The 24,969-nt window shown below is 36.3% G+C and carries 21 protein-coding genes and 2 pseudogenes; 11 read left to right on the top strand and 12 right to left on the bottom strand.

Annotated features, from left to right (window positions below):
* Positions 1-43: 43 nt before the first annotated feature.
* Positions 44-775, bottom strand: coding sequence for a superoxide dismutase (locus tag RIV7116_RS30415; RefSeq protein WP_015122182.1), 732 nt, complete (start codon positions 773-775; stop codon positions 44-46).
* Positions 776-1,282: 507 nt separating this feature from the next.
* Between RIV7116_RS30415 and RIV7116_RS30420 the strand changes: the two genes are divergently transcribed.
* Positions 1,283-1,861 carry a hypothetical protein gene (locus RIV7116_RS30420; RefSeq protein WP_044292541.1) on the top strand — a complete coding sequence of 193 codons (579 nt, stop codon included), beginning with the start codon at positions 1,283-1,285 and terminating at the stop codon, positions 1,859-1,861.
* A 47-nt stretch (positions 1,862-1,908) separates the two neighbouring features.
* Entirely contained in the window at positions 1,909-2,433 is a 525-nt protein-coding gene (locus tag RIV7116_RS30425) for a dihydrofolate reductase family protein (RefSeq protein ID WP_015122184.1), read from the top strand.
* 82 nt (positions 2,434-2,515) lie between these two features.
* On the opposite strand, the gene RIV7116_RS30430 is transcribed toward RIV7116_RS30425, so the two are convergent.
* A complete protein-coding gene (locus RIV7116_RS30430; protein WP_015122185.1) occupies positions 2,516-3,130 on the bottom strand; it encodes a (d)CMP kinase in 615 nt (204 codons plus the stop codon).
* Between the two features lie 119 nt (positions 3,131-3,249).
* Here RIV7116_RS30430 and RIV7116_RS30435 point away from each other — a divergent pair, with 119 nt between their 5' ends.
* On the top strand, positions 3,250-3,861 hold the full coding sequence (locus RIV7116_RS30435; RefSeq protein WP_015122186.1) for a DUF6434 domain-containing protein: 612 nt from the start codon (positions 3,250-3,252) through the stop codon (positions 3,859-3,861).
* Between the two features lie 6 nt (positions 3,862-3,867).
* Here the strand turns inward: RIV7116_RS30435 and RIV7116_RS35610 are convergent, their stop codons facing one another.
* On the bottom strand, positions 3,868-4,998 hold the full coding sequence (locus tag RIV7116_RS35610) for a hypothetical protein (protein ID WP_015122187.1): 1,131 nt from the start codon (positions 4,996-4,998) through the stop codon (positions 3,868-3,870).
* 489 nt (positions 4,999-5,487) lie between these two features.
* Between RIV7116_RS35610 and RIV7116_RS30450 the strand changes: the two genes are divergently transcribed.
* Both RIV7116_RS30450 and RIV7116_RS30455 read left to right on the top strand, forming a co-directional pair.
* Entirely contained in the window at positions 5,488-5,928 is a 441-nt protein-coding gene (locus tag RIV7116_RS30450; RefSeq protein WP_015122188.1) for a hypothetical protein, read from the top strand.
* Positions 5,929-6,763: 835 nt separating this feature from the next.
* Positions 6,764-7,045 carry a helix-turn-helix transcriptional regulator gene (locus tag RIV7116_RS30455; protein ID WP_015122189.1) on the top strand — a complete coding sequence of 94 codons (282 nt, stop codon included), beginning with the start codon at positions 6,764-6,766 and terminating at the stop codon, positions 7,043-7,045.
* Between the two features lie 151 nt (positions 7,046-7,196).
* Here the strand turns inward: RIV7116_RS30455 and fusA are convergent, their stop codons facing one another.
* Positions 7,197-9,284 (bottom strand): elongation factor G, encoded by a 2,088-nt coding sequence (fusA, locus tag RIV7116_RS30460; protein WP_015122190.1) that lies wholly within the window; start codon positions 9,282-9,284, stop codon positions 7,197-7,199.
* A 365-nt stretch (positions 9,285-9,649) separates the two neighbouring features.
* On the opposite strand from fusA, the gene RIV7116_RS36175 reads away from it, so the two are divergent.
* From RIV7116_RS36175 to RIV7116_RS30475, 4 genes are all read left to right on the top strand, one after another.
* Positions 9,650-9,814: a hypothetical protein gene (locus RIV7116_RS36175; RefSeq protein WP_157229356.1), complete on the top strand. Its 165-nt coding sequence runs from the start codon at positions 9,650-9,652 to the stop codon at positions 9,812-9,814.
* A 62-nt stretch (positions 9,815-9,876) separates the two neighbouring features.
* Positions 9,877-10,377: a hypothetical protein gene (locus tag RIV7116_RS30465; RefSeq protein ID WP_015122192.1), complete on the top strand. Its 501-nt coding sequence runs from the start codon at positions 9,877-9,879 to the stop codon at positions 10,375-10,377.
* Positions 10,378-10,404: 27 nt separating this feature from the next.
* Positions 10,405-10,860, top strand: a complete 456-nt coding sequence (locus RIV7116_RS30470) for a hypothetical protein (RefSeq protein ID WP_015122193.1) — start codon at positions 10,405-10,407, stop codon at positions 10,858-10,860.
* Between the two features lie 449 nt (positions 10,861-11,309).
* Entirely contained in the window at positions 11,310-12,206 is an 897-nt protein-coding gene (locus tag RIV7116_RS30475; RefSeq protein WP_015122194.1) for an alpha/beta hydrolase, read from the top strand.
* 5 nt (positions 12,207-12,211) lie between these two features.
* Here RIV7116_RS30475 and RIV7116_RS30480 read toward each other — a convergent pair whose 3' ends face one another.
* From RIV7116_RS30480 to RIV7116_RS30505, 6 genes and pseudogenes are all read right to left on the bottom strand, one after another.
* Positions 12,212-12,814: a hypothetical protein gene (locus tag RIV7116_RS30480; RefSeq protein WP_015122195.1), complete on the bottom strand. Its 603-nt coding sequence runs from the start codon at positions 12,812-12,814 to the stop codon at positions 12,212-12,214.
* A 314-nt stretch (positions 12,815-13,128) separates the two neighbouring features.
* Positions 13,129-14,829 (bottom strand): AMP-binding protein, encoded by a 1,701-nt coding sequence (locus RIV7116_RS30485; RefSeq protein WP_015122196.1) that lies wholly within the window; start codon positions 14,827-14,829, stop codon positions 13,129-13,131.
* 77 nt (positions 14,830-14,906) lie between these two features.
* Positions 14,907-16,136 (bottom strand): Gfo/Idh/MocA family protein, encoded by a 1,230-nt coding sequence (locus RIV7116_RS30490; RefSeq protein WP_015122197.1) that lies wholly within the window; start codon positions 16,134-16,136, stop codon positions 14,907-14,909.
* 74 nt (positions 16,137-16,210) lie between these two features.
* On the bottom strand, positions 16,211-17,551 hold the full coding sequence (locus RIV7116_RS30495) for a D-arabinono-1,4-lactone oxidase (protein ID WP_015122198.1): 1,341 nt from the start codon (positions 17,549-17,551) through the stop codon (positions 16,211-16,213).
* A 3-nt stretch (positions 17,552-17,554) separates the two neighbouring features.
* On the bottom strand, positions 17,555-18,286 hold the full coding sequence (locus RIV7116_RS30500; RefSeq protein ID WP_015122199.1) for a hypothetical protein: 732 nt from the start codon (positions 18,284-18,286) through the stop codon (positions 17,555-17,557).
* A gap of 925 nt (positions 18,287-19,211) precedes the next feature.
* Positions 19,212-19,727, bottom strand: a pseudogene (locus RIV7116_RS30505) (nitrogenase component 1); the annotation flags it as partial.
* Between the two features lie 205 nt (positions 19,728-19,932).
* Here RIV7116_RS30505 and RIV7116_RS30510 point away from each other — a divergent pair.
* Positions 19,933-21,264, top strand: a complete 1,332-nt coding sequence (locus RIV7116_RS30510; protein WP_015122200.1) for a site-specific integrase — start codon at positions 19,933-19,935, stop codon at positions 21,262-21,264.
* A 239-nt stretch (positions 21,265-21,503) separates the two neighbouring features.
* On the opposite strand, the gene RIV7116_RS30515 is transcribed toward RIV7116_RS30510, so the two are convergent.
* Both RIV7116_RS30515 and RIV7116_RS37720 read right to left on the bottom strand, forming a co-directional pair.
* Positions 21,504-22,493, bottom strand: coding sequence for a glycosyltransferase (locus RIV7116_RS30515; RefSeq protein WP_015122201.1), 990 nt, complete (start codon positions 22,491-22,493; stop codon positions 21,504-21,506).
* A gap of 563 nt (positions 22,494-23,056) precedes the next feature.
* Positions 23,057-23,191 (bottom strand): annotated as a pseudogene (locus RIV7116_RS37720) (nitrogenase); the annotation flags it as partial.
* Between the two features lie 38 nt (positions 23,192-23,229).
* Between RIV7116_RS37720 and xisF the strand changes: the two are divergent.
* The gene (xisF, locus tag RIV7116_RS30520; RefSeq protein ID WP_015122202.1) at positions 23,230-24,576 is read left to right on the top strand and encodes a fdxN element excision recombinase XisF; all 1,347 of its coding nucleotides are present in this window, start codon (positions 23,230-23,232) and stop codon (positions 24,574-24,576) included.
* Positions 24,577-24,969 lie beyond the last annotated feature (393 nt).

Consider the following 24,969-nt stretch of genomic DNA (forward strand, 5'->3'; position numbering starts at 1 on the left):
TCAAAGGTCTAAAAATGACCTATTACCTATTACCTATTACCTATTACGCAAATTTCTTTGCTGCATCAAATCTTGTATTTACTTCATCCCAATTAATCGTATTCCACCAAGCTTCTAAATAATCCTTACGACGGTTTTGGTAATTGAGATAATATGCGTGTTCCCAAACATCGTTCCCCATGACGGGATATTTTCCTTGACTAAAAGGACTATCTTGGTTAGCGGTACTCATCACCTCTAATTTGCCATCTTTATTAAATACCAACCAAGCCCAACCGCTACCAAAGCGTTTTGCTCCGGCTTGGTTAAACTGATTTTTCATCTCAGAAAAACTGCCAAAATTATCCTTGATAGCATTTGCGATCGCACCGGTGGGTTCCCCTCCACCATCGGGTTTCATGATTTCCCAAAACATCGAGTGATTGACGTGCCCACCACCATTATTTCTGATAGTGTTGCGAATATCTTGTGGTACGCTATCAAGATTTCCCAATAATTCTTCTACACTTTGCTGCTTGAGTTTTGGATACTTTCCTAAAGCTGCATTCAAGTTTTTCACGTAACCAGCATGGTGCTTATCGTGATGAAACTTCATTGTTTTAGCATCAATATGAGGTTCCAACCCATTGTAATCGTAAGGCAAAGGAGGTAATTTGATATCGCCAGAGCCACTTTGAGCAACTTTCTGGTTATCTGCTAACGCACAACTTTCTAAAGCAAACGTACTTACACCAACCCCAAGTAAATATAAGAAATGCCGACGTTTTAAAGTCATAATATTGATATTGACCGTAATTATTTAATTCTTATTCTCGTAGATTTCGGGTACAAATTGAACTATATAGAAATGATTTTCGAGTGTTTCTGCGCCAGGTACAAGCGGTAGCGTGCTTAAAATTGAAACCACTCTTTTGACAACCACCTCGGAATAAATTCCAAGGCTCATATCCAAAGTACGTTAAAACGCACTAAAACCCTTGCCCAGTCTGATTTATCAGACTTTGTATATTAGCCTGAGAATTTATGAATACGGCGGTTGTTGAAAATGGTGCAAGATGTACGTTAAAACGCACTAAAACCATACCTAGTCATCTGTTTTTAACTCAAAAGCTTCCTTAGCTTTACTAATATTTGTGAACTGACTATAAGGCATAATCGCTCTATTCCTCTGCAAGTCTACACTTATAGTAAATCAACAGTCTCGAAATTCGTTTACTCAAATTTTGGTAATTTGGTAGCATGAACAAAGTGGACGAGTTCATTCATGGAACTGCATTTAATCATGGCAAAGCGTAAGAAAAACAATCTGAAGTGGATTAAGGAAACGCTTGAACTACAACCCGATCATCATTGGGAATCTCCACCAGAACATAAAATATTTGTCGCGGGTAGGGGGGCTGTTCGCTTCAATGTTCCTCACGATTGGCATTTTGAACCCAAGGAAAATTCATTTCGATTTTGCGATAAAAAACCACCGGATGATGATTGTGGTTTAGAAGTATCTTACAATCATTTACCCGAAAGAGACTGGAGTTTATTTCCATTAAAACGTACTTTGAAGAAGATTATTGAAGATGACAGTCGCAATCCTTTTGAAGTTGGTGAAGTTGTCACTGTAAAGCGTCAAACTGCCAGAATTGTTTGGGTGGAGATGAAATTTATTGATACTCAAGAAGAACCACGAGAAGCATATTCGCGAACCTGTATTGCTATCGGTTCAAATATTCAATGTTTAATTACCTATGAATTTTGGGCAGATCAAGCAGAACAATTAACACCCGTATGGGATGAAGTTATTCGCAGTCTGACTTTAGGATTGTACATTCGCGATCCCAGAACTGGTTTAGCTTTTCCAGATTGAATTGATATTTTTCTGTAGTAATCCATCAAATAAATTAAAACTTAATTATGCGAAAACTTAAATATTACGTTGCTTGCAGTGTTGATGGATTTATTGCTCGGAAAGACGGTTCATTTAATGATTTTGTCTTTGAAGGAGAAGTCGTAAATGATTATATCGAGTCTTTTAAACTATTTGATATCGTTTTGATGGGAAGAAAAACTTATGAGGTGGGATTAACCGAAGGAAAAACTAATCCTTATCCGATGATGAAAAGTTATGTGTTTTCTCGTTCCATGAAAGAAAGTCCCGATGAGAATGTAGAGCTTGTTTCGGAGAATGCAGGTGAATTGGTAAAAAGGTTAAAGAATGAAACAGGAAAAGATATTTATTTATGTGGTGGTGCGAATTTAGCCACGACGTTGTTTGCTGAAAATTTGATTGACGAAATTATTTTAAAAATAAATCCTTTTGTTATGGGTTCGGGTATTCCGCTGTTTGGGGAAGTTATTAAACCAACTGCGTTAAAACTTACCGATAGCAAGATTTATGAAAGTGGTGTTTTATTAGTTAGTTATCAGGTTCAGAGTTGAACTATTAAAGAAAGTCAAGCGGACATGATATGAAGTATTAAAGTTTTATTTAAAATGTTCTATCGTGTAGGAATGTTTGGGATTAATCTTCAAGAAGCATTTCGATATATTTTGTTGAAAGTTCGTCTGTATTTGAAGTGAATTCGACATTAATATATTTAAATCCCAACTGCTCAACCGATTCCATCATTCTTTTGTTGTACAAAAGAGTACGTTGAAGAAATTTTTCAATTAAATACTTTTCATCTTCACCTACATTGTCAAAATTACTTTGATTGTAAATTCTATTTTGAAAAAGTTGCTCGCTACCTGTCAGCCAAATTGCTTTAACTCCCTTTTCACGAACTAAATTCTCTACCAATCCCGGATATATTGCAGAACCTTCTAAAATCAGATGTTCTCCAGAACAAACAATATTCTCAACCTGGGGTAAAACATTTTTTTCATAATGAGATATTACATCTACAAAAAGAGCTTCAAGGGAAAGATTTTTATAATGTTCTACAACGTGTTCTGGAATAAACCTTTTGTTTGGTTGTATCCAAGGTTTTCCGGGATGACGAGCAAGTTTATCTGTAGAAAGATAATTCCAATTAAGTTTTGCAGCTAAAGATTGAGCAAGAGTTGATTTTCCAGCATGAGACGAACCACCGATTAGGATTACTCTTGTTTCATTGCTGAATTTTAATTTATTCATAAATATCACTGTTTTCTCTTCCTGTAGGGTGTGTTATAAACGTTAGTTTTAACGCACCACTCAGGGTTTGCAGTGTTTTGCTACTAAATATGATTAGATTTCCACGGATATAAACAAATATGGAAAGACCTAAATTAAAAAATATCTCCTCAGCAGAAGAATTCAAAAATTGGTATTGGTTAAAAGAAGAATTAATTGCTTACTGTCGCGAAGTCGGAATTAAAATCACCGGTGGCAAGTTTGAAATTGCAGAGCGAATTATTAATTATCTAAATACTGGTGAAACTGAAACCAATAAAAAACCAGATAAATCAATTAAAAAACCTAATTCAAAGTTTGATTGGAAAAATGAACAATTAACTGTTGATACGGTAATCACAGATAATTATAAAAATAATTCTAATGTCAGAAGATTTTTTACCGAGCGGGTAGGTGCAAAATTCAGTTTTTCCATTGATTTAATGCAGTGGATGAAAGATAACGTCGGTAAAACTCTGAGTGATGCAGTTGTAGAATGGCATCGATTGCAAGAATTAAAGAAAAACCCAAATTATCAATCTGTAATTCCAGCACATAACCAATACAATCAATATATTAGAGATTTTTTAGCCGATAACCCCGATAAATCAATCAAGGATGCTAGAAAATACTGGAAATTGAAGCGTTTACTTCCAGGCGATCGCCAATATTCAAAATCAGATTTGTTGTTGAGTGAAGATTGCAAAAAATAAACTAAACTATCTACCCGAAATCAACAAAAGCGCTTCAGAACGCAATCTTTTATCTACCCAATCTAATTCTTCGGGATTATCTAAGGCTGCATCTGCCAATATTTGAGGTAAGTTGAAAAACCATTCTGAATGTTCTTTTCCCGAATATCCAACCACAACCATTAAAGCTTTACTATTCCTCCGAGTGATTTGGGCTAAAGTATTCCATTGTTCGGAAGCAGGTTGAGAGTTACAAAAATCAATAATCGATGCTACCAATTGTTCGGCTTCTTTAACTTCTTTTCTACCGAAATAGTTAAGATTTTCTACAGCCACAAATAATTGCTCGCTCAAAAATTCTACTGTCTCCTGATTTGTGGTTGGATTGAAAATTACATTGTCTGAAAAAATTGTATAGTCTTGTTTCGCTTCCGAATTATCTATCTCAAAACTTGGCTCATTATCGAAAATATCTTCATATACAACCTCTTGACTTTGATTTTCTAAATATTCATCGCTCTGTACAACTTTCGCACTAGATACTTGAATATCCTCTGTTTCTTGATTCTGAGATTCAACATTCAAGCGTCCTTCTTTCAACGCTTGTCGCAATTCCAATGCTTCTGCGATTATCTGTTGAGCAGTCAACCCTTCCTCATCCATCATTTTTTGCAAAGCAACACCAACTGCTTGGTCGTGGATTGGAGGTACCTGACAGTATCTGAGACCGTTTTTAGTTCTTCGCCAAATTGATGGTTTTTCTACCTTGATTGGCTTGGGTTTGCGCTGCTGTTTAATTAATTCGCGTACCTTTTTCTGAGTGATGTAGCCGATATCAAGAAGTTGCTCAATTACGGCAGCATATTTCTTGCTTTGGTTGGATAGCAAAAATAAAGTATTGGGTTCAATCTCGGCTAAATCTGAGGGTGAGAATTTTTCAAAGGTTTTAGCGAGTTTGAGATATTTCTTGTCTTCCTTTTCCCAACCCCATTCTTTAATCAGTTGTTTATATGCTTTGCGAGATAATTCTAGTTTCTGCTTGGCTATGTAGAAAGCATTCTCCAGAATATTTTGAGTTGCTTCACCCAAATTTTGGGCACAGTTTGAAGTTTGTAGTGATGTTGCGATCGCGGAGCGTGTCTGAAAGACATTTGCCATGATAGATTCCCCTGAAATATTGAAGCGGACGAGTAATTAGCAATTTTTGAGGCTGATTAACGGAAGTTGATATCTAAAATTCGTTAGATATATCTCGGTGGAAATTTTCCGTCCAAGCACCAATCTCGGTACATCTTGGTTTCAGGGGAATCTACTACTGCACTTTGTTCGATTGCAGTATCGCTTTGTTCTTCTGAAAATCGTAAGAAAATAAGCTGATTATCAACATTACAGGTTAACTGTAGTGGACAAAGGGTCTTGGATTGTACTATACTTGAATCCAACATAATATATTAAATTCTCCACAGAGAGGATTTATCAGAAGCAGACGTATTGATTCTTGATCGGAATTACGTCTGTTTTTATTTTATCCTTTTTTGGTACAAAATTAAAAGTACTACGTCATAACACGCTTAGTCAAGTAGTTTTTCAAGTTACGTAGTTTTGTGTAATGTTAAAATATCGTTTAGGAGAAGAACGAATGTTGGTATGGCAAAAGCAAAAGACCCCGGAATAATATTGGATGATGCAACGGTAGATACTCCGCTACCAGATGTAGAATCATTTCGAGTAACTTACAAAGAAAGAATTTTTCGTTGTAGAGAGTCTATATCTAAGGGTCGCACATACTTTTACATAGAAAGAAGCCATAGAAAGAAAAAGCTTCATCAATTTATTTGTAAGCCGGGAGAGTTGAATGCTGTTTTAATAAGGGAAGCGGCTGAAGAATTGCTTGTTGAAATTGAAAAACGCGAAGCAGAATATCAAGCAAAGCAAAAAACAGAAAAAGACCTTCGTACTTTGATTATGGAGTTGCAAGCAGAAATAGCAAGTTTGAGTGAGAAAGTGGATACTTTGGTAGCTCGGCAGGAAAAATTGAATATAGTAGTCAATGACCAAGAGTATATTGATAGCAAGAAAGCTTCGTAATGAAATAGAAAATAATTTAAACCTCTCTAATTTTTAACAGATATTATTTCCAGTAATTAAGAATTACCAATTACCCTTCGGGTTCACCACTTGCTACAACGGAGCGCCATTTGCTACAACGCGGGGAACCCGCGCAACGCAATGACTTGGGAACCTCCGCAACGCAGTGGTTCACCAATTACCAAACAAAAAATCAACTATTGATAATTATTTTATAAATTTGGGTATCTTCAAACTATAGAGTTTTGTTTTTAAAGATGTCAATCAATGCTTCCTAAATTTGGATTGCTATAGGCTTAATATTATGTATTGCCGAATTTATTAAACCGGAGGGTTTGGATTACATTTATTATGGGTTTAAGCGCTTTAATAGTAGCATTTTTTTGGTCACATCTATCAATCCCTTTACAAATTGCTGCGTAGATAGGCGGACAACTTGTTATCTGGCAAGTTATTAATTTATTAATTCTTATAAACAATTTATTTTTTAATAGAGATGCAGATTCTCAGGATTGATTATAAAGGTAGAGCCTTTTAACTTGATTGGACATGACACACTTAGCATGATTTGAAAATTCCCGGTTAGCTTAAGCAGGACAATTTCTTGCTTGTTTATTACTTGCTTAGACTTGATGTTGAACTTATAAAGGCGGTCTCAAATTCTTGCGAGGAAATTGGGGAACCGCTTTTATTATTTCTATAAAGAGTATACAATAAATGCATTGATTTTATGATGCTGTTTTGTAAAAAAATATTTTATACATACATATCTAAAGGTATTAGTTTTAACTAAACAGTTCGTATTTTCAGTAGTACTGTATATATAAGTAAGAACGTGATTCGTTGGAAATTAAGTGAATTAATGGCTCGGCATCGAATAAAGGGAAAAGAGCTTGCCAATTATTTAGGTATAAGTGCTAACTCTGTGTCAGCTTTGAAAAGAGCCGAGTTAATGCCAGAAATTGGTGGTGAAAGATGGGAGCAAATTTGTGAAGCTATCAATGAGTTATCTTGTCTAAATGAAAAATGTACTCCTTTCGATTTAGTTGAGTATGTTCCGAGCAAAGATGAATCAACTAAAAAATACGATTCATCATCTAGGATATCGGCAGTGTAAATTTTTTTAGTAATTACGTTTGCATTTATTTAACTGTAGATTTAAATCATTAACAATAAGCAGTTTTCAAACAGATAAAAAATTCCCGACTGACTATAATGTCAATCGGGAATTTTTAACTAAAAGCTAAAAACGGTTCGCAATTTACGATTTACTTCTTCACAGCTTCGCGTTCTTTAACTTCCTTAATCACTTCATCAGCCACGTTTCTAGGACATGGTGCGTAGTGGTCGAATTCCATTGAGAACTGACCGCGACCGGATGTCATGGTACGTAAATCGCCGATGTAACCAAACATTTCGCTTAGGGGAACCTCTGCTTTGATGCGAACCCCGGTAGCACCTGGATCTTGGGATTTAATCATTCCACGACGACGGTTTAAGTCACCAATTACGTCACCAACGTGGTCGTCTGGGGTGAATACGTCTACGTTCATTACCGGCTCAAGTAATTGAGGACCAGCTTTAGGAATCGATTGACGATAACCAGATTTCGCTGCAATTTCAAACGCGATCGCACTGGAGTCAACTGGGTGGAAAGCACCGTCAGTTAAGGTGAATTTCACGTCAACTAAGGGGAATCCAGCTAACACACCTTTGTCAATACTGCTTTCAAAACCCTTTTGTACCGCAGGCCAAAATTCTCTAGGTACGTTACCACCAGTTACTTTGGACTGGAACTCAAAGCCAGCACCGGGTTCGGCTGGTTCGATTGTATAATCAATTCTACCGAATTGACCGGAACCACCGGATTGCTTCTTGTGGGTGTAGCTGTCGTTGATTGGCTTGGTGATAGATTCGCGATAAGCAACCTGTGGCTTACCAACTTCCACTTCTACACCGTGAGTCCGCTTCAGAATATCAACCTTAATATCAAGGTGTAATTCTCCCATTCCTTTAATAATCATTTCACCGCTTTCTTGGTCGGTTTCAACTTGGAATGAGGGGTCTTCCTGAACCATTTTGCTCAAAGCCATACCCAATTTCTCGGAACTACCTTTTTTGGTTGGAGTTACCGAGATAGAAATTACTGGGTCTGGGAACACCATTGGTTCCAAGGTTGCGGGCTGTTTGGGGTCGCACAAAGTATGTCCGGTTTGGACGTTCTTCATACCCACAATCGCGACAATATCACCAGCTTGAGCCGAATTAATTTCTTCGCGGGAATCGGCGTGCATTTCTACAAGACGGCTAACACGCTCGGTTTTACCAGTATAGGTGTTGAGGATTGTTTCACCTTTTGATAAAGTACCCGAATATATCCGAGTAAAGGTCAAAGCACCGAAGCGGTCATCCATGATTTTGAATGCTAGCGCTCTTAATGGCTTTTCTGGGTCAACAACAGCGAATTCGCCGGTTTCATTACCTTCAAGGTCAACTTCTGGCTGAGGCTTAACTTCTTTAGGATTAGGTAAGTAATCAACAACAGCATCAAGTACTAGTTGCACCCCTTTATTCTTAAAGGAAGAACCGCAATAAGTGGGGAAGAATGCTAATTCTCTGGTACCTTGGCGGATACAGCGCTTCAAATCATCAATGGAAACCTCTTCACCTTCGAGGTATTTTTCCATCAACGCATCATCTTGCTCTACAGCCATTTCAACAAGCTGTTCGCGCCAAGTTTCCACATCATCCTTCATATCCTCGGGAACATCCTTAAGCTCGTAATTCATTGGATCTCCGGAATCATCCCAAATCCAAGCTTTACGAGTTAGCAAGTCAACAACACCAGTGAACTCGCTTTCAGTACCGATAGGTAACACCATTACCAACGGCTTAGCAGCAAGAACATTATCCACCTGCTTGACAACACGGTAGAAATCTGCTCCTATCCGGTCAAGCTTGTTTACGTAAATAATTCTTGCAACTTTAGAATCGTTAGCATAGCGCCAATTTGTTTCCGATTGGGGTTCCACACCACCAGAGCCACAAAAAACGCCGATTCCGCCATCGAGAACCTTGAGAGAACGATATACCTCAATAGTGAAATCAACGTGCCCAGGGGTATCGATGATATTCAATTGATGGTCGTTCCAGAAGCAGCTAGTAGCAGCGGATTGAATCGTAATACCGCGCTCCTGCTCCTGATCCATGAAGTCCGTTGTCGCTGCACCTTCATGAACCTCACCGATTTTGTGGATTTTACCAGTAAGCTTCAGAATTCTTTCAGTTGTGGTTGTTTTTCCTGCATCAACGTGAGCGAAGATGCCGATATTTCGATAACGAGTGAGGTCTTTCATATTTGCTATATAACTTGGTGCTAGAACGGTCGGTGACTACACTTAAGTAATACTCAAGGGGAATCGGCATTGGTTTTAAAAGTCAGCACGGGCTGGAACTATACCATCACAGACATTTTATGTCTTCCTGCTGATGGCGACTATACCATTTGTTAAGTAATTATAAATTATTTATATGACATGATGAAACAGTTCTCAGTAGTGGTAGCCGACTTTTCCACGGAGGAAACACGAATAGGGGAGGGGGAGAGGGGGAGATAGGGGGAGTAGGGGAGGATATAATCAATATTGATTAAGTATTTATGCTTATTATTTCATGCCTGTTGAGATACAAACCTTTGTGTATTGAAGCAATTTTTCATGGTATGTCAAGTCAAAATTTTCTAGAGCGCTACAAAGCTGGTGAATGCGAACGGGTTTGGCAAGAGTTGAAATATTTGGGTGAGATTCGCGAGCAATCTGTGAAAGATGAAGTTCTTGAAGTTGCTCGGGAGGTGATGAAGCGAGTGGATTACAATTTTCAATTTTAATTTTATCGCAAATAATTTAATAGCAACAAGTAACTAATTTCTTTCAATTCTCAGATTATCCAATGATTTCTAGTATTAATGAGTTAAAAACAAGGTTATTAACGAGTAATGTTGTGAATAATGAATATGGATTTCGTGGATGCAAAGTTAGCGAAATTGAAACTATTGAGGCAAAATACGGAACTTTACCATATGTATACAAGCAAATTCTCTTTTTAGCTGGACATCGAGCAGGAACTTTGATTAGCAATGGAGAGTTTGAGTTTTACATTGATGAAGTTCTTCAATTAAATGAACGAGTGTTTCAAGATAGAGAAGAAGGAATACAAGAAGGAGAAAAACCTATCAGTCTGCCTAAAAATGTTTTCTTTTGTTTTTGTAGATATGATAATAGACCAAATTTCATATTAGCTAATGGGGAAAAAGACTGTCCTGTTTATGTATATGATTACGAAGGTGGGAATAATGAAACAATTCAAGAATTATACAAATCTATTTGGGAATGGATTGAGGATTTAGTTGAAGACGCTGCACATTGGGTAAATGTTCGTAAAAACCGCTAAATCTAATTTTTTTAATACATTTTAATTATGACCAATTATTCACAAGTCAAAGGAATAATAAAAAAAGGTTACGGTGTCGCATCGGGTAAAGGTGGAGATAAACGCTTCCCCAACGGAACAATTGAAATGCAGAAGCCTTTTTTTAAGAAATTGGGACTTGATTTAGAACCGTATTTTTCTGGAACGCTAAATATTTCCATATCTCCCCATCAATATTCTGTTAAACAAGCTAAATATACTTTTAAAAATCTCAAATGGGCAGAAAATGAACCAGCAGAAGACTTTTCGTTTTTTGATTGTAGAATTAATCTCAAAAACGGTGAAATCAAAGAAGGATTGATTTATTATCCCCATCCAGATACAAAACCCGAACATTTTCAAGCCGCGGATATTTTAGAGATTATTACTTTTAAAATTGATGATTTAAACTACGAGGATGAAGTGATTTTAGAAGTTGATAGTCAGCAGATTGAGATTAGTTGAATTAAATTGCGTTTAAATAAATTAATCATCTTCAAATATTAGACGTAAACTAAATATTTGACAATTATGGTGCGTCACGGTATCCGGTTAATTGATAACCTCCACCATAATGAATTCGTACCGTGGCACACCCTACAATATCTTTTCATTTTATTGTAATTGTAGGTTGGGTTAGACGCACGACAAAATTAAATTTGTAACCAATAACTTATATTGCGTCGTAACCCAACATTTCAATATCTAAGATAATTTAATTCAAATTTTTAAAAGCATTCCTTTTTAATCAACAATGGAAATGTTGGGTTACGACGTGAATTAAAATCATTTGTGGGTAATCAATATCCTTGCACGTCTAACCCAACCTACGTGTTTATATTCAATTAATTATTCGATAAATAAGTTATCACAGAGTTGTTACAACAACGATTTGCATCTACAGGTGAAAAATTTTGATTCCTAAAAATGTTCCACAGTTGTGGAAGAATTTCCTCATCGGAATAATAATCGCTCTCTTACCAATATTCCTCATAGATAATTGGCTTCCCTATGCTCTATTAAGTCACTATAATTATCCTGTTGACTCAAAACCGGCTATTTTTCAACAATTCAACGCAAAAGTCGAAAATATCAACTTTACAACCGATGACAATATAAAAATCTCCGGTTGGTGGATTCCTTCACCAATAAATCTATCTGAAAATCCGACTTTGATAGTTTTACACTCATTAGGTGGTACAAGACAAGATTTCCTCAAGTTTAATTTACCAATTTGGCAGCGAGGTTTCAATTTAGCACTTATCGATATGAGAAGTCATGGTAAAAGTGGTGGTGAATATTTTACCTATGGCTTTCACGAGCGGAAAGATGTTTCGCGATTAATTGATTTTCTAGAAAAATATCACAAAGAAGAATCTCAAAATATAGCCTTGATGGGAATTTCTGCTGGGGGTGCGGTTGCGATTTCTTCAGCAGCTTACGATAAACGAATTCAAGCTTTAATTACAATATCCGCTTTTGCTGATTTAAATAATACTATTGCGAAACAAGTTCCTTGGCTACCGTCTTTTTGGAGAAAAAGAGCAATTGCAAATGCAGAGGAAATTGCTGAGTTTAATATTGCAGAAATTTCACCGATAAATCAAATAAAAAAAGTTAATTGTCCGATTCTAATTGTTCATGGAACTTTAGATAAATATATTCCTTTTGTGAATGGGAAGAAGCTTTTTAATACTGCTAAGGGTGAGAAATTATTTTATGCTGTGGAAGGTGGTAATCATTCTACTATTTTGGATAAAGGTGGTGAAGTTTTGCGAAATAGGATTATTGAATTTGTCCTACGAAACTGAAATTATCAAGAGCTAACCATATAAATTAGTTGATTAAAAATCAGTTCAACTGGAGGTAAGGGATATTCTGTTAAATCAATAGTTACAGTATCAGCTTCCAATTTTAAAAATCGCCAAAGGGTTCCCGTGGTAACTGTTCCGTATATAGTATTGATAGAATTTTGTGCTTTCTGGTTAAATTTCTGCGCTGCTACCATTTCAGCTATACATTGTCCCAAACCAACTTTGAGATTTTCTTTTTTGGCTTCTACCAGCATCGCTACGGGTGCTTTAACGAATAATTGTTCTTTGGAGCGACTCAGAATAAAATCGCATATTCCTGTTAAGCCAGTTTCAGCTTCAACATTAAATTCTTCACCAGAAAATAAACTTATTTCGTTATTTAAAGCTTCTTTGACTGCTAAAAGTAAGGGACAGATAATTAATTCAGATCTAGCTTTTTCTGTATTCAGTGCAATTGCAAGTTGTAAGTTCTTGTTTAGAAATTCTGCAATATAATGGCTAGGTTTAACTGGGTTTTCAGGTTTTGCTAAAAACGCAACTCCTTCTATCAGATTTAAATTAAAATCCTCGATGACTTTGGGAAGCGTAAATTGACTGTAAGACATTATATTTAACAGTTATCAGTTGTAGGTTGTGTTAGACGTACCGCAATATAGAATTATAAACCTATAACTTATATTGCGTCGTAACCCAATATTCTATATCTAAGATAATTCAATTCAAATTTTTAAAAGCATTTCTTATTTAATCAACAATAGAAATGTTGGGTTACGACGTGAATAAAATTTATTTGTGGGTAATCAATATCTTTGCACGTCTAACCCAACCTACATCTACGTAATTTATATTTAAAACCTCAACTTATTAAACCTCACCCTAACCCTCTCCTTATTAAGGAGAGGGGAAGGAATTTCATTTTTTATCGAAAACCAAAGTTTAATTCCCCATTCTCTAACTTTGATAAATAATCTTTTGTCAAAGGAACGTATTTACCTTCTACTAAAATAAAATGCGGATATTTATCAATTTGTGTAAATCCCTGTTTCTGTAATTGGGATTTAAGAATTTTCATTGTGGAAGTTGTTTGATGATGATTTTCCACCAATCTAATAATATGAGGAATTGCATAAGGTGGTAAAAGTTCTTTAAGTTGATGCAAAAATTCATCAAGATTATTTTCAAAGTTAGATTCTACAGCTAAAAGAGATGCCATTCCAACTTTACCCGACGCTCTGGGAATTTCAACTCCATACACAACCGCTTCCCGAATTTTACCAGTTGATAAAATTGCTTCTTCTACTTCCTGACAAGCAACATTTTCCCCTTTCCAACGAAAGGTATCTCCCATGCGATCGATAAATGTGAAGAAACCGTCAGCGTCTCTAGATAATAAATCTCCAGAGCGCCACCATAAGTCTCCTGGTTCAAATAAATTCTCCCAAATTTTACTTTCATCTAATGAAGAATCGAGATAACCCCGATAGCGATCGCCAGGTACTCGTAATAAAGCTTGTCCAACTTCTCCTGTTGGAACGGGTTTTCCTTGTTCGTCAACTAAAACGACATTTTTAGCATTGGGATGATTTGGAGGAATAAAACCACAATAACCAGGTTTTCCCGTCCAGTTTGTTAAAGCTGATGCTGGCATTTCTGTAGCACCAAAATGTTCAACAACTCTTTCAATTCCAAATCTTTCGATAGTATTTTCCCACAATCCAGATGACAAACCATTACCAAAAATAACTTTGAGGGGATTATCCTTATCATCTGGTTTTTGGGGACTATTAGCTAAATATCGCCAAAGTTCTCCAATATAAACAACCGAATCGCAATTATAATTACGAACATTATCTAGAAAAGCTCTGACAGAAAATTTTTCTCTAACTACAGCACAAGCTCCTGCTTCTACACAGCTAGCAAAAGCAACAGCTAAAGCATTTCCATGATATAAAGGCAAAGTTATATAGCAGTTACTTTCTGGTGTCATTTGAGTTCGTAAAGACCAAGCAATTCCCGCACCAATCATGCGACGATGATTAAAAAGTGCTGGTTTACTACGACCGCTAGTGCCGCTGGTGAAGATAATTACTACAGCATCTTCCATAGTAATTTGACTGCGATGTTCTTTGGGAATTCTTCCTGAGCATTCTGCTGATAAAATTGAATTCGGGTCGTAATTATCTACTGATGGAATCGGTTTACCGATATTTATTTCAACTCCACAATCTTTAGCTAATGATGATAATTTTTGCTCGGATTCTCTAATATTAAATAAAACTGCGGTGATTCCGGCTTTTGCCAATCCCAATACAGTTGCTAAGAAAACAGCACTGTTACTTTGATGAACTCCGATATATTTATATTTTTTATCTTGATTTTGATTTAAAGAAATAGCCCAACAAGCAATTTTATCGGCTGCACGGTCGAGTTCTTGATAAGTCCAAGTTTTTGACGAACCGACTTCATGAACAACTGGTTTTTCAAGATATTTATCTACAGATTGCTGCCAAACATCAGCCCAACTATTGATATTTTGGTCGGCTAATTGTTGAAATTGTTGGCTTTCGTAGTCTAGATATTTTTGATATTTTTCGGCGATGTTATTATTATTATTTTTCATGAGTTTTTGATTTTAAAATTTATTTATATCGGTTCGTAGTTGCGCTTACTCTTCGAGAAAACGCAACTACGAACGAACTAAAAACTTTCTGGAATCAACGATTCGGAAGAACTATAATTAATTTCAACTGAAGTATGATTATCTAAACTAATACGACTAGCTTCGAGAATTGCTGTTGTTTGTAATGTTTTTGCCGCAGTTGCGATAACATTATCAAAATCTTCGGGTTTACCTCCTTTATTAATACCAGCTACCGCATCAATGAATTTTTCAATACTTTGATAACCATAAGCTCCTTGTCCGGCAAATTTACCGTTGGAAGGTTCATATTTCATAAATAAAGGATTGATACTCCCATATCCTCCGGAAACCGTTGCGGATGAATAACCCCGATGAGCTTGGTCAATTTGTAACTCACCTTGATGTCCCATATAAAAGAAACGCTGTTGGGAATGAACGTCAGATTTTGGAGCAATCCACGAAGCAGTATGAACCGAAATTCCTAAATTCCCACTTTTAACGTTTTCCCATTGAATTGTAGTGGTAATCGTATCTTCGGTTTTGATGTCAAACTCGTTTTTAGCAACTCCGGTAGCACCCAAAGCATTTACTTTTATTGGTCTAGCAAAATCGCTTACCATCCAATCTAATAAATCGATGTGATGGGAATTCAGATAGTAATTGATATCAGAAGATTTTCCAGCCCATTTACCAAAAGTGTGCAGTTGAGTGCGAGGTTGACTCATATAGCTATTCATATAGCTAAAATCTCCAAAACTACGAACGCGATCGCGAGCGTCGGAGTACATGGGGTCATACCTTTTATGCATTTCGATTGCAACTAATACATTATGCTGTTTCCCAGCTGCAATTAGTTTCTGATGTTCTTCTAAAGTTTTCACCAATGGTTTAACAACCAAAACATGCAACCCATGCCGAATCGCTGCCATAGCCATTTCAAAATGAGTATCATCGGGAGTCACCACAATTACCGCATCCCCCGGCTTCATTTTTTCAATCGCAGTTTGATAAGCTTGGGGATTATATTCATCATCACCAGGAAAAGTATTTACATTAATATCTATTCCTTGATATTGCTTTTCTATTTTCTCAGTAAAATGATTGCGAATACCCGGAAAAGTCTTGCCATCACGACCGCATAAAGCAATTTGATTTACCTTACCACGACTTCTCAAATCGAAAAGTACCAGCCCTATAACACCAGCACTTTTATCCGAATCAGCCGCCGCTCCCCGAACAAAACCCGTAACATATTCCCCCGTTCCGATAACTAAAATATCTGTCATTTGATTTTAGATTTTGGATTTTGGATTTTAGATTGTAAATAAATTTTTCTCCCCCTCTCCCCCATCTTCCCCCTCTACCCCATCTGTCCCAAAACTCTATCGCTATAGGAATTTCCAAATCGATTATCTGGATCTAATTGATAGCGTACTTGCATAAAATCATTCCAGTGGGGATATATTTTTGCTAATTCTTTTGCATCGGGACCAAATCTTTTAGCCCAATGAGGACGACCATTAAATTTAGTCATTATTTTTTCATAGTCATTAAAATAATCTTGACAATCAACACGTTTTCCATAAGGCATATAATTAATAATTCCGATATAGCAGCTATCTCTTCCCTGACAGGGACTTAACCATATATCATCCCCTTTCACAAAACGTACTTCAATCGGAAGATGCGCTTTGTAATCCTTTTTTTGAATCAAATCACGAATTGCTTCTAAAGCTTGAACCGTATATTCTATCGGAATAGCCCATTCATTTACCTGCTGTTTAAATAAACAATCAAAATTGAATTGACTTAAACTATCACCCCGCGATTGTTTTGGCTTGCTAAACATTTGTTGAGCATACCAACGATTAATTCTAGGAATCAAATTTTGGTCATAAGTTGCTATATATAATAAAAATTGAAAAGTATAAAATCCAATTAGCTGTTGTTGATACCAATCCCCCAAACGCTGAAAAATATTTTTTCCCTTGACTGTACTCTCCTCCGGTGGTTTACGAGTAGCAGTCCATTCCCAAGCCATATCTACATGGGGTAAATACCAAAAACGATAATGGTCGGATTTCAAGGATTCTGGTAAATTCTCAAATACCGCTGCTAAAGTTTGCGGCTGTTCTTGTACTTCTAAATCAAAACTCTTTGTTACCTTTAGCTTATATTCTGTAATTAATCCCAAACTTCCTAAATGACATTTAACAGCATTGAAGAATTGAGAATTTTCAGTTTGGGAAACTTTGATAATTTCTCCCTTACCATTTACCAAAGTTATTTCTTCGATAATGGTCGGCATTGTACCATAATTTAAACCAGTTCCATGAGTAGCAGTAGCCATTGCACCGGAAATTGTTTGAGCGGAAATAGAGCCTAAATTTGGTAATGCTAATCCATATTTAGCCAAACTTTGACTTAACTCATTAATAGTCACTCCCGCTTCAACAACAACGGTTTGATTTTCCGCGTGGATATTTTTAATCGCATTTAAACCATCAAGGCAAACTAATTCTTCATTGCTCATCGCCATATCGCTAGGAGAATGCCCGGAACCAAATACTCGAATTTTGCTTCCCCGCTTGATGGCTTGACAAACAATATCCTTAACTTCTTCATTGGAAACAGGGTGATGTACATAATTAGGCGTGCATTGATATTCCCCCGACCAATTTATAAAACGTTCTTGATTCATGGTTTAAAGAACAGTAACGATGCCCCGCTGAATATTCGAGTATTTTAATTGTATTTCTGCACGGGATAATTTGGAGGACATTTTCTGTTCGTGGTACTTTTTACGCTTTAAATCCTTCCAATCATTAATCCACTTTAACTGTGACAAACTCACTAACTTTGCATGAGCTTGATCGGGAGCAAGCTGTTGTAGTAGCGAAATCGTGGTTACTTCTTCCATTCCCCCAGGCACATCTTTAAGAAGTCCGCTGGAAACCCCTAGAAATCCCGTGATATTTAATTTTGATAAATTCCACAAAGCCAAAGTATTCCAAGGTGAAGTCATTCCATCTATCGGTTTTACTCCAGCATCTCCTCCATGACTTAAAATCATCTTTGCTCCGACTACTAATGTATCTGCGGTTAGATGCAAATCCAGTATTTTTACGTCTGTCGAATGAACGCAAACTTCTGGACTTTGAAGTAGAAGTTTATTCCCACCCAAAGAAGTTGCTTCATAGACGATTGCATTTAAAGGATGAGCGAATCCTTTCCAGGGGTTGACCAAAAGTGAATGTACCCGCCTTCCAAAACAAGAAACAGTTTGAGTAATTTCCTCAAAAAGGTGTTCGTCAGTCGCTATAACCACATAATCTGCGTACTTCAATACTTGATTACACCATTTCTTTAATTTAGAGAAGTTAGGTGTATGGGTACCACAAGCGCTATGAATTCTTGTTCCAATAATCAGAGACATGGATTTGAGTGGTATTAAGTTATGTAAATTAATAATTATTTAACATTATAAATTGTATTGTGAAAAACAAACACTTCTATTCACAATCGATACTTTACTGATTGCTGCTTTCAAGCTAGTTAATCAGATTCTTAGTTTTATTCCTAAACGCAAAATACTTACATCAACCCTAGGTCATATAGTGTTGATGAGTTTGTTTTATTCTGCATTTCATCGGTTATAGCGGGACTTTCTTTAATTTAAACAAAATTCTTCCCAGTGTTATTGCTTCAGACACTTGTCAATTTTTGTTTTATTGTTTATAATTTGATGTTATCAATTTTTATATAAAATCCATTTACACTATTTATAGCGAATCTACTAATACCGCTTCGCGGAAGTAAGAAGTAAGAAGTTTGATTTTCTAGTCTTTTCAGCCATTTTTGATGGTTGCCTTATTTACGCCGACTTATACTAGTCAAATATGGCAAAAATTATAGTGGATATTTTTGATAATTTTATTATGCTTTATTGATAGGTTGGTTTAGATTCACGACAAAATTCGATTATTAATCGATAATTCAGATTACATCGTCACCCAAAATTTTCAATATCAAAAATTATGGTGTCCTGCGGCATGATTAAATTAATGATTTCCATTTTTAGATATTTATGCCGTAACGTAACGACACGGCAATATTATGGGAAGAAAATCTACACCCCTATTTGCCTCCCGCACAAAATACAACAATTAAATAATTTGCAATTTAGTCTAAAAAAGTCGCAATCAAAAAAGTTTATAATACACAGTTGCAATATCAATCAATATCGATTGATGCAAATAGCTTGATAAAATATTTTTTTCATGATGTCGATTGTAATAATTATATGGTTGTAAATAAATCTTGTTTATAATACTTAGTCTAAAGATAGTCTAGTTAATTTTTCAATCTCTAAAAGCCTTACCTGAAATACCATAAATAAGCTCGGAGTAATCCCAAGAGTGCATTTGACGGAAGGGAAGACCCATTTTTTGGAATACGTACTTCTCTTTAATACCAGCACCAACGATGTCGGGCTTAAGTCCTTTAACAAACTGCTCGAATTCGTAACCAGTTACGTCATCGTAAACGATGGTTCCGTTTTCAATGTAGTTTGTGGTGCGCTTGTAGTCATCGTTATGAGCGAATTCATAACCAGTACTTACAAGCTCCATTCCCAAGTCTTTGAATGCGGGTACTACGTGACGAGGACGTAAACCACCAACCATCAATGCAACAGTCTTACCTTTTAGACGAGGACCGTATTTTTCAAGGATTGCGTCTGTAGAAGCTTGGTATTTAGCAATAACCTTCTCAGCGTTTTCTTGGATTTTCTCGTCGAACTTAGCGGCGATCGCTCTTAAAGATTCAGCAATCTTGGTAGGTCCGAAGAAGTTGTATTCCATCCAGGGAATTTTGTATTTGACTATAGGCTATTAATATTGGTGATTGGTAATAGGTAATAGATAATTGTTAATTGTAAACAATGCTCGTCAGAAGCTGTTTGCTTTTTAAATAACCGGTTTAATACAAAAATCAGGCAATCATAAAAGTAAATTTTCTTTACTAAGATAGCAGTTTTGATACTTTTTAGTTGCCTTCTACTACGAACGCTGCAAGGAAAGTATGAAGCAAGTTGAGACAACATATACTGATTTAAAAGAAAAATTTGACAAAGAAGTTATTAAAGTTAAAGCCAGATTGAAAGAAGCCAATATCAAAGTTGGAATAGTAGTTAAGAACGCTTCAATTCAGTTACAGGCAAGTCTTCCTCTCAAACCTGGAGAAATTAATAAAAAGGGCACTGGTACCAAGCAATATTCCATCTCTTTGGGTATTCCGGCGAATCTGGATGGTTTGAAAACAGCTGAAGAAGAAGCACATGAATTAAGCAGGCTTACCGCCAGAAAATGCTTTAAATGGAATGACAAGTATTTAGGAAAAAGACGATTAGCTGCTAAAGGGCAAGTTAGAACTATTGCACAGATACTTCCCGATTTTGAAAAGCAGTATTTTCAAACTAGAAAACGCACAATGAAAAGCGAACATACTTTTCACTGTCATCAAGATTACTTGAAAAGAAATATTGGGCTAGATACTTTTGTTTGTAAAGATGGAATCTTAGCGTGTCTGGATAAATTAGAGCCTAAAAGCAGTACTCTGTATAATACAGTCAAGACGCTTAAAGTATTCTGCAAAATTTTTGATTTAAATATAGATTTATCTGCCTATTCGGGTAAACCGATTGTTAGAGACAGAAATATACCGAGCGATGAAGAAATTACCGCAGCTTATACAAAATTTGCAGATTACGCTGCTAAACGCAAAAAAACAATCAAAAAAGCCTATTTAAATAGTTGGAAGCTTTGGCAATGGTGCTACGGTATGCTGGCAACTTATGGATTAAGACCTAGAGAATTATTTGTAAATCCAAATATAGAGCATTGGTTGAGTACGGATAATATTAACAGTACTTGGAAAGTAGATGGTGAGACTAAAACAGGAAGTAGAGAGGTTTTACCCTTTTATCCAGACTGGGTGAGACTATTCGATTTAAAAAATCCCCAATATCTGCAAATGCTCAAAGGGGCTGTAGAAGACAAAAAAACATTCCAAGATATCAACACCGTTAGAATTAATTGTTCATCCTGGTTTCGCAGGGTTAATGTAGGTTTCGATCCTTACGACTTACGTCATGCTTGGGCTATTCGCGCTCACATCAACGGAATTCCCATAAAAGCCGCTGCTGATAATCTAGGACATTCTGTAGAAGTTCACACAGAAGTATATCAAAAATGGTTTTCCTTAGAAAATCGTAGAAAGGTAATGAATTTTGCAGTCGAAAATAAAAGTCTAGTTGAAGAATTACAAAATCAAAACCAACAGTTAAAACTACAGGTAGAGAAATTAAAGCAAGAGAATCAGCAATTACAGATGAAATACAACATTACTGCTTAATAATCTATAGTACAGGTTGCACTAATTTCTAAATAATCTAGCCTATTGTCAGAAGTATCCCCGTTTTAAAGAAAATCCCCAATTATCAATTCTCAATACCCAATTACCAAGTCTTTTTTCGGTTTAAAGCCCCCGGATTCATCCGTGGACTATACTCTGTTAAAGCCCCTAAATTTCATTTATGGGGAATTAATTACGAATTACGAATTACGAATTACGAATTATACTTACCTTTTCCCCTATAAGTTATGTTGCAGTTGCCTGGAATCTTTTGCATAAAATCTTCTATATACTGCCTTAAATCTCTGATATAGTAACGGCGACAATAGAAATAACGTAGAAATTCGGATAATGGTTTTTAACATAATTCGCCATTGCCAAACTGATGCATCATAGCGAATCGTATTATAAAAAAATCGCATCGCAGCGATAGAATTTTGACTTGAATTATTGGATTCTAAAGACTTATGAATCAGGTAATAGTAAAGGATTCCAGAAGCTCTCTTTTTTAAATACTGAACTGATGCAGGGGCACGATTAAAAGCTTGTTCAATCAATTGCGAACAAACTTTTTCCATTTTCAAAACATTAGTAGAGCCTGAGTGAGACAAAGTACGGTACAAAATCTGAGGAGATGGTACTGTCACAAACTCATAACGAGCCGCTAAACGCAACCACATATCCCAATCTTCTGCTGGTGTTAATGACTGATTAAAACCGCCAACCTGGATTAAGGCTTCTCTAATAATTAAAGGATTTGAACCATTTTCTAAAACATTTTCCACCAACATCTGTTTGTAGGCATCTCCATTAATAGTAATATGATTGCCATTATGTAAAAATTCACCTTCAGCATTAATATAATCCACCCAACTGTAAGCAACCGCTGCTTGAGGAGTTGATTGCAAAGCTTTCAGTTGTGATTCTAGTTTATCTAAAGTCCAGAGGTCATCAGCATCTAAAAAGGAAATAAACTGACCACCAGCTTTTTTAATGCCACGGTTGCGACTAATCGCAACACCCGCATTTTTATATGAAAATACTTTTAAACGCGAGTCTTGAATATTAGCAATTACGTTCAAAGTTGAATCCTGCGAACCATCATCAATTACTATTAATTCAAGATTGACAAAAGTTTGGTTTAACACAGATTCAATTGTTTCTTTAATCGTTGTTTCACCGTTGTAAACCGGAACGATAACAGATATTAGCGGCATAGTAGCTGTCATGATGCTCATCTCCCCACAATAAACTTTGAATATGTCGATACATGGATTTGACAATTGAGCTTGAAACGTGACTCTTACCAAAATTAACTAAAAATTTTCTAGTTTGTAAACATCCGATTTCAAATATCAAATATATTTAGATTCAAAATAGATTCATTCTATGCTTTACTTATAAAACTATATTCTTCTCCATCGATACATCAATTGTTTTGGCTAAATCTTGCTTCACTTAAAATTTATTGACAAAAATTTATGATTATTATACCAAAGCCAGATAAAAAATCAAATAATGCCGTATAAGTCATTTTAGCTACATGAAATTTGTTCTTAACCTAAACATAAATTACAAAATTTTTCTACAAGTCCTTTTAAATAGTACTGTTAGCAAATATTTCTCCAAACAAATCATTAAATAGTGCATAATTAATCCAAAAAATGAGTCAATTTACTATTCATTGCAGCATTTTGATAAAGTAAAACGTTTTTATTTAATGAAAAAGTAAAACACTTTTAAATGAAAAAACTTAAATCCTTAACTGCTAGATTTTTCAAGGATTATCTATTATCCAGGGAATACCATAAGCTTCTTCCATATGACGAGAGATGTAGTTCATAGAACGGTAGCAATGAATCAAGTTCATTTTTACCTTGGGAGTCAACATCATCTCGTTTAAGGTACCGTCACCAGACCACGAAGACGTGGTACTATAAACGGTTGTGGCTGGTGTGACACTATATGATTTACGGTTATGCTCGCGTCTCTACAGTCGAGCAATCTTTAGAATACGATGCATTGAAACAGCAAGTAAAGCGCTTAGAGGATGCTGGGGCTGATGTGGTGTTAGTTGATATAGAATCGGGACGGTCAAATAAAAGGAAGGAGTTTAATAAGCTTTTAAAGATGGTGGAGCGGGGAAAGATTCGAGAAATTATTGTTACCCGCATTGATAGGCTTGGGCGTAGCGATATTGATGTTATTCGGACGATTCAGCTTTTCAATGACTCAGGAATAATTTTAAGGATACTGGATGCGCCAATTGATGTTAGTTCCTCGTTTGGGCGGTTTTCTGCTTCCCAGATGGCAGCACTCGCAGACTTTGAAAGTAGGTTGTTATCGGAACGTACAAGGCACGGTATGGCTTATTTTAGGTCGCAGGGTAAAGTTCAATCGGCTTGTTTTGGATATCGATTAAATGAAGAACACAAAATAATACCGCATGAAAAGAACTTCCCCATTGCTAGGAAAGTAATTGAACTATTGCTTGAAGATTACAGCTTTGGAGCAGTATCCAAATATTTATTCGAGGAACACGGGATTAATTATTCGGTATCGGGTATTAGGCATTGGCTTGAAAATCCTACATTGCTCGGTCACACCCGATATTTCACCGATATGGAGCAGAAAAGGAACCCGAAAAACCCCAGACCACCACAAATAATTAAAAATACCCACGAGGCGATCGCCACTGAATTTGAAATTGCCCGGATTAAACGCAACGCTAAGAGCAGACCGAGGTTTACGGGGAAGAAAGAGAAGGAATACCCGTTAAAAGGTTTATTGAAATGCGCTGACTGCAAAGGGGGGATGTTTCGGATTATAAGCAGGTACAAGTCAGGTGAAACGCATTGGATACGGTGTAATAAACACGCTCGTAACCCGCATTTGTGCCACAACAAGAAGAATTCCCGATTGAATGTCCTTACAAAGCAGGTAATTAAAGCTATTACCGACGAAGCAGAAAAAATTATCGAACAATCGGAACTTGCAGATAGTCCCGTTGAATCATCAGAATTGATTGATTTAAAGCAGCAATTGGAGGGGTTGAAAGCACTTAATTCTTCCAATCCTGCAATTATTGCGGCTATGCAAGATATTGAGAACCAAATAGAAGCTGAGGTAATGCGATCGCAGTATGCAGATAAAATCGATGCTGACAGGCTTAAACTGGCTTGGTCGTATTCTCAGCCAGCTTTTTGGGAATCGCTTGACAATGATGATTTACGGCAGGCTTTTAAGTCGTTTGTAGAAGCGGTATTTGTAGATTCTACTGGCAATGTATCAAGCATCTCTTTTGATGAATGATGGTTATCGTAGAACTCAATAGCTAGTTTTCGCAAGCGCTTTAAGAAGTCTTTATTTGCGTACACGAGTAACCTTTTGTAGCGAGCAACCAAATCATTATAGTCCAGCGTTGACAAAGCTTCTGTCTTTGCTGGACATTCTGATTCAGTCCTTAAGTGAGGAATGAAAAGATAGGAATAAGTTGTCTAATTCACACATTAAAATTTTCGCTATCCAGATCCGGATAACGGTATATTGCGTTACTCAGATGTGAGTAACGCGAATTTAATACTTTTATAGTTAATGTATTTTAATCCCAGATCAAGTGGAAGCATGGACTCGATTCCAATAAGGAATATAGCGGTATTCGATTAGCTCCCCAAAACTCCAAAAAAGAAGCCCCAGAATATTACC

The sequence above is a fragment of the Rivularia sp. PCC 7116 genome, assembly GCF_000316665.1.
GTDB lineage: Bacteria > Cyanobacteriota > Cyanobacteriia > Cyanobacteriales > Nostocaceae > Rivularia.

Bases quoted from the DNA above. Each gene is read 5' to 3' on its own strand.
- RIV7116_RS30415 (WP_015122182.1), bottom strand. From the start codon at position 775: ATGACTTTAAAACGTCGGCATTTCTTATATTTACTTGGGGTTGGTGTA.
- RIV7116_RS30420 (WP_044292541.1), top strand. From the start codon at position 1,283: ATGGCAAAGCGTAAGAAAAACAATCTGAAGTGGATTAAGGAAACGCTT.
- RIV7116_RS30425 (WP_015122184.1), top strand. From the start codon at position 1,909: ATGCGAAAACTTAAATATTACGTTGCTTGCAGTGTTGATGGATTTATT.
- RIV7116_RS30430 (WP_015122185.1), bottom strand. From the start codon at position 3,130: ATGAATAAATTAAAATTCAGCAATGAAACAAGAGTAATCCTAATCGGT.
- RIV7116_RS30435 (WP_015122186.1), top strand. From the start codon at position 3,250: ATGGAAAGACCTAAATTAAAAAATATCTCCTCAGCAGAAGAATTCAAA.
- RIV7116_RS35610 (WP_015122187.1), bottom strand. From the start codon at position 4,998: ATGGCAAATGTCTTTCAGACACGCTCCGCGATCGCAACATCACTACAA.
- RIV7116_RS30450 (WP_015122188.1), top strand. From the start codon at position 5,488: ATGGCAAAAGCAAAAGACCCCGGAATAATATTGGATGATGCAACGGTA.
- fusA (WP_015122190.1), bottom strand. From the start codon at position 9,284: ATGAAAGACCTCACTCGTTATCGAAATATCGGCATCTTCGCTCACGTT.
- RIV7116_RS36175 (WP_157229356.1), top strand. From the start codon at position 9,650: ATGTCAAGTCAAAATTTTCTAGAGCGCTACAAAGCTGGTGAATGCGAA.
- RIV7116_RS30465 (WP_015122192.1), top strand. From the start codon at position 9,877: ATGATTTCTAGTATTAATGAGTTAAAAACAAGGTTATTAACGAGTAAT.
- RIV7116_RS30470 (WP_015122193.1), top strand. From the start codon at position 10,405: ATGACCAATTATTCACAAGTCAAAGGAATAATAAAAAAAGGTTACGGT.
- RIV7116_RS30480 (WP_015122195.1), bottom strand. From the start codon at position 12,814: ATGTCTTACAGTCAATTTACGCTTCCCAAAGTCATCGAGGATTTTAAT.
- RIV7116_RS30485 (WP_015122196.1), bottom strand. From the start codon at position 14,829: ATGAAAAATAATAATAATAACATCGCCGAAAAATATCAAAAATATCTA.
- RIV7116_RS30490 (WP_015122197.1), bottom strand. From the start codon at position 16,136: ATGACAGATATTTTAGTTATCGGAACGGGGGAATATGTTACGGGTTTT.
- RIV7116_RS30495 (WP_015122198.1), bottom strand. From the start codon at position 17,551: ATGAATCAAGAACGTTTTATAAATTGGTCGGGGGAATATCAATGCACG.
- RIV7116_RS30500 (WP_015122199.1), bottom strand. From the start codon at position 18,286: ATGTCTCTGATTATTGGAACAAGAATTCATAGCGCTTGTGGTACCCAT.
- RIV7116_RS30510 (WP_015122200.1), top strand. From the start codon at position 19,933: ATGAAGCAAGTTGAGACAACATATACTGATTTAAAAGAAAAATTTGAC.
- RIV7116_RS30515 (WP_015122201.1), bottom strand. From the start codon at position 22,493: ATGACAGCTACTATGCCGCTAATATCTGTTATCGTTCCGGTTTACAAC.
- xisF (WP_015122202.1), top strand. From the start codon at position 23,230: ATGATTTACGGTTATGCTCGCGTCTCTACAGTCGAGCAATCTTTAGAA.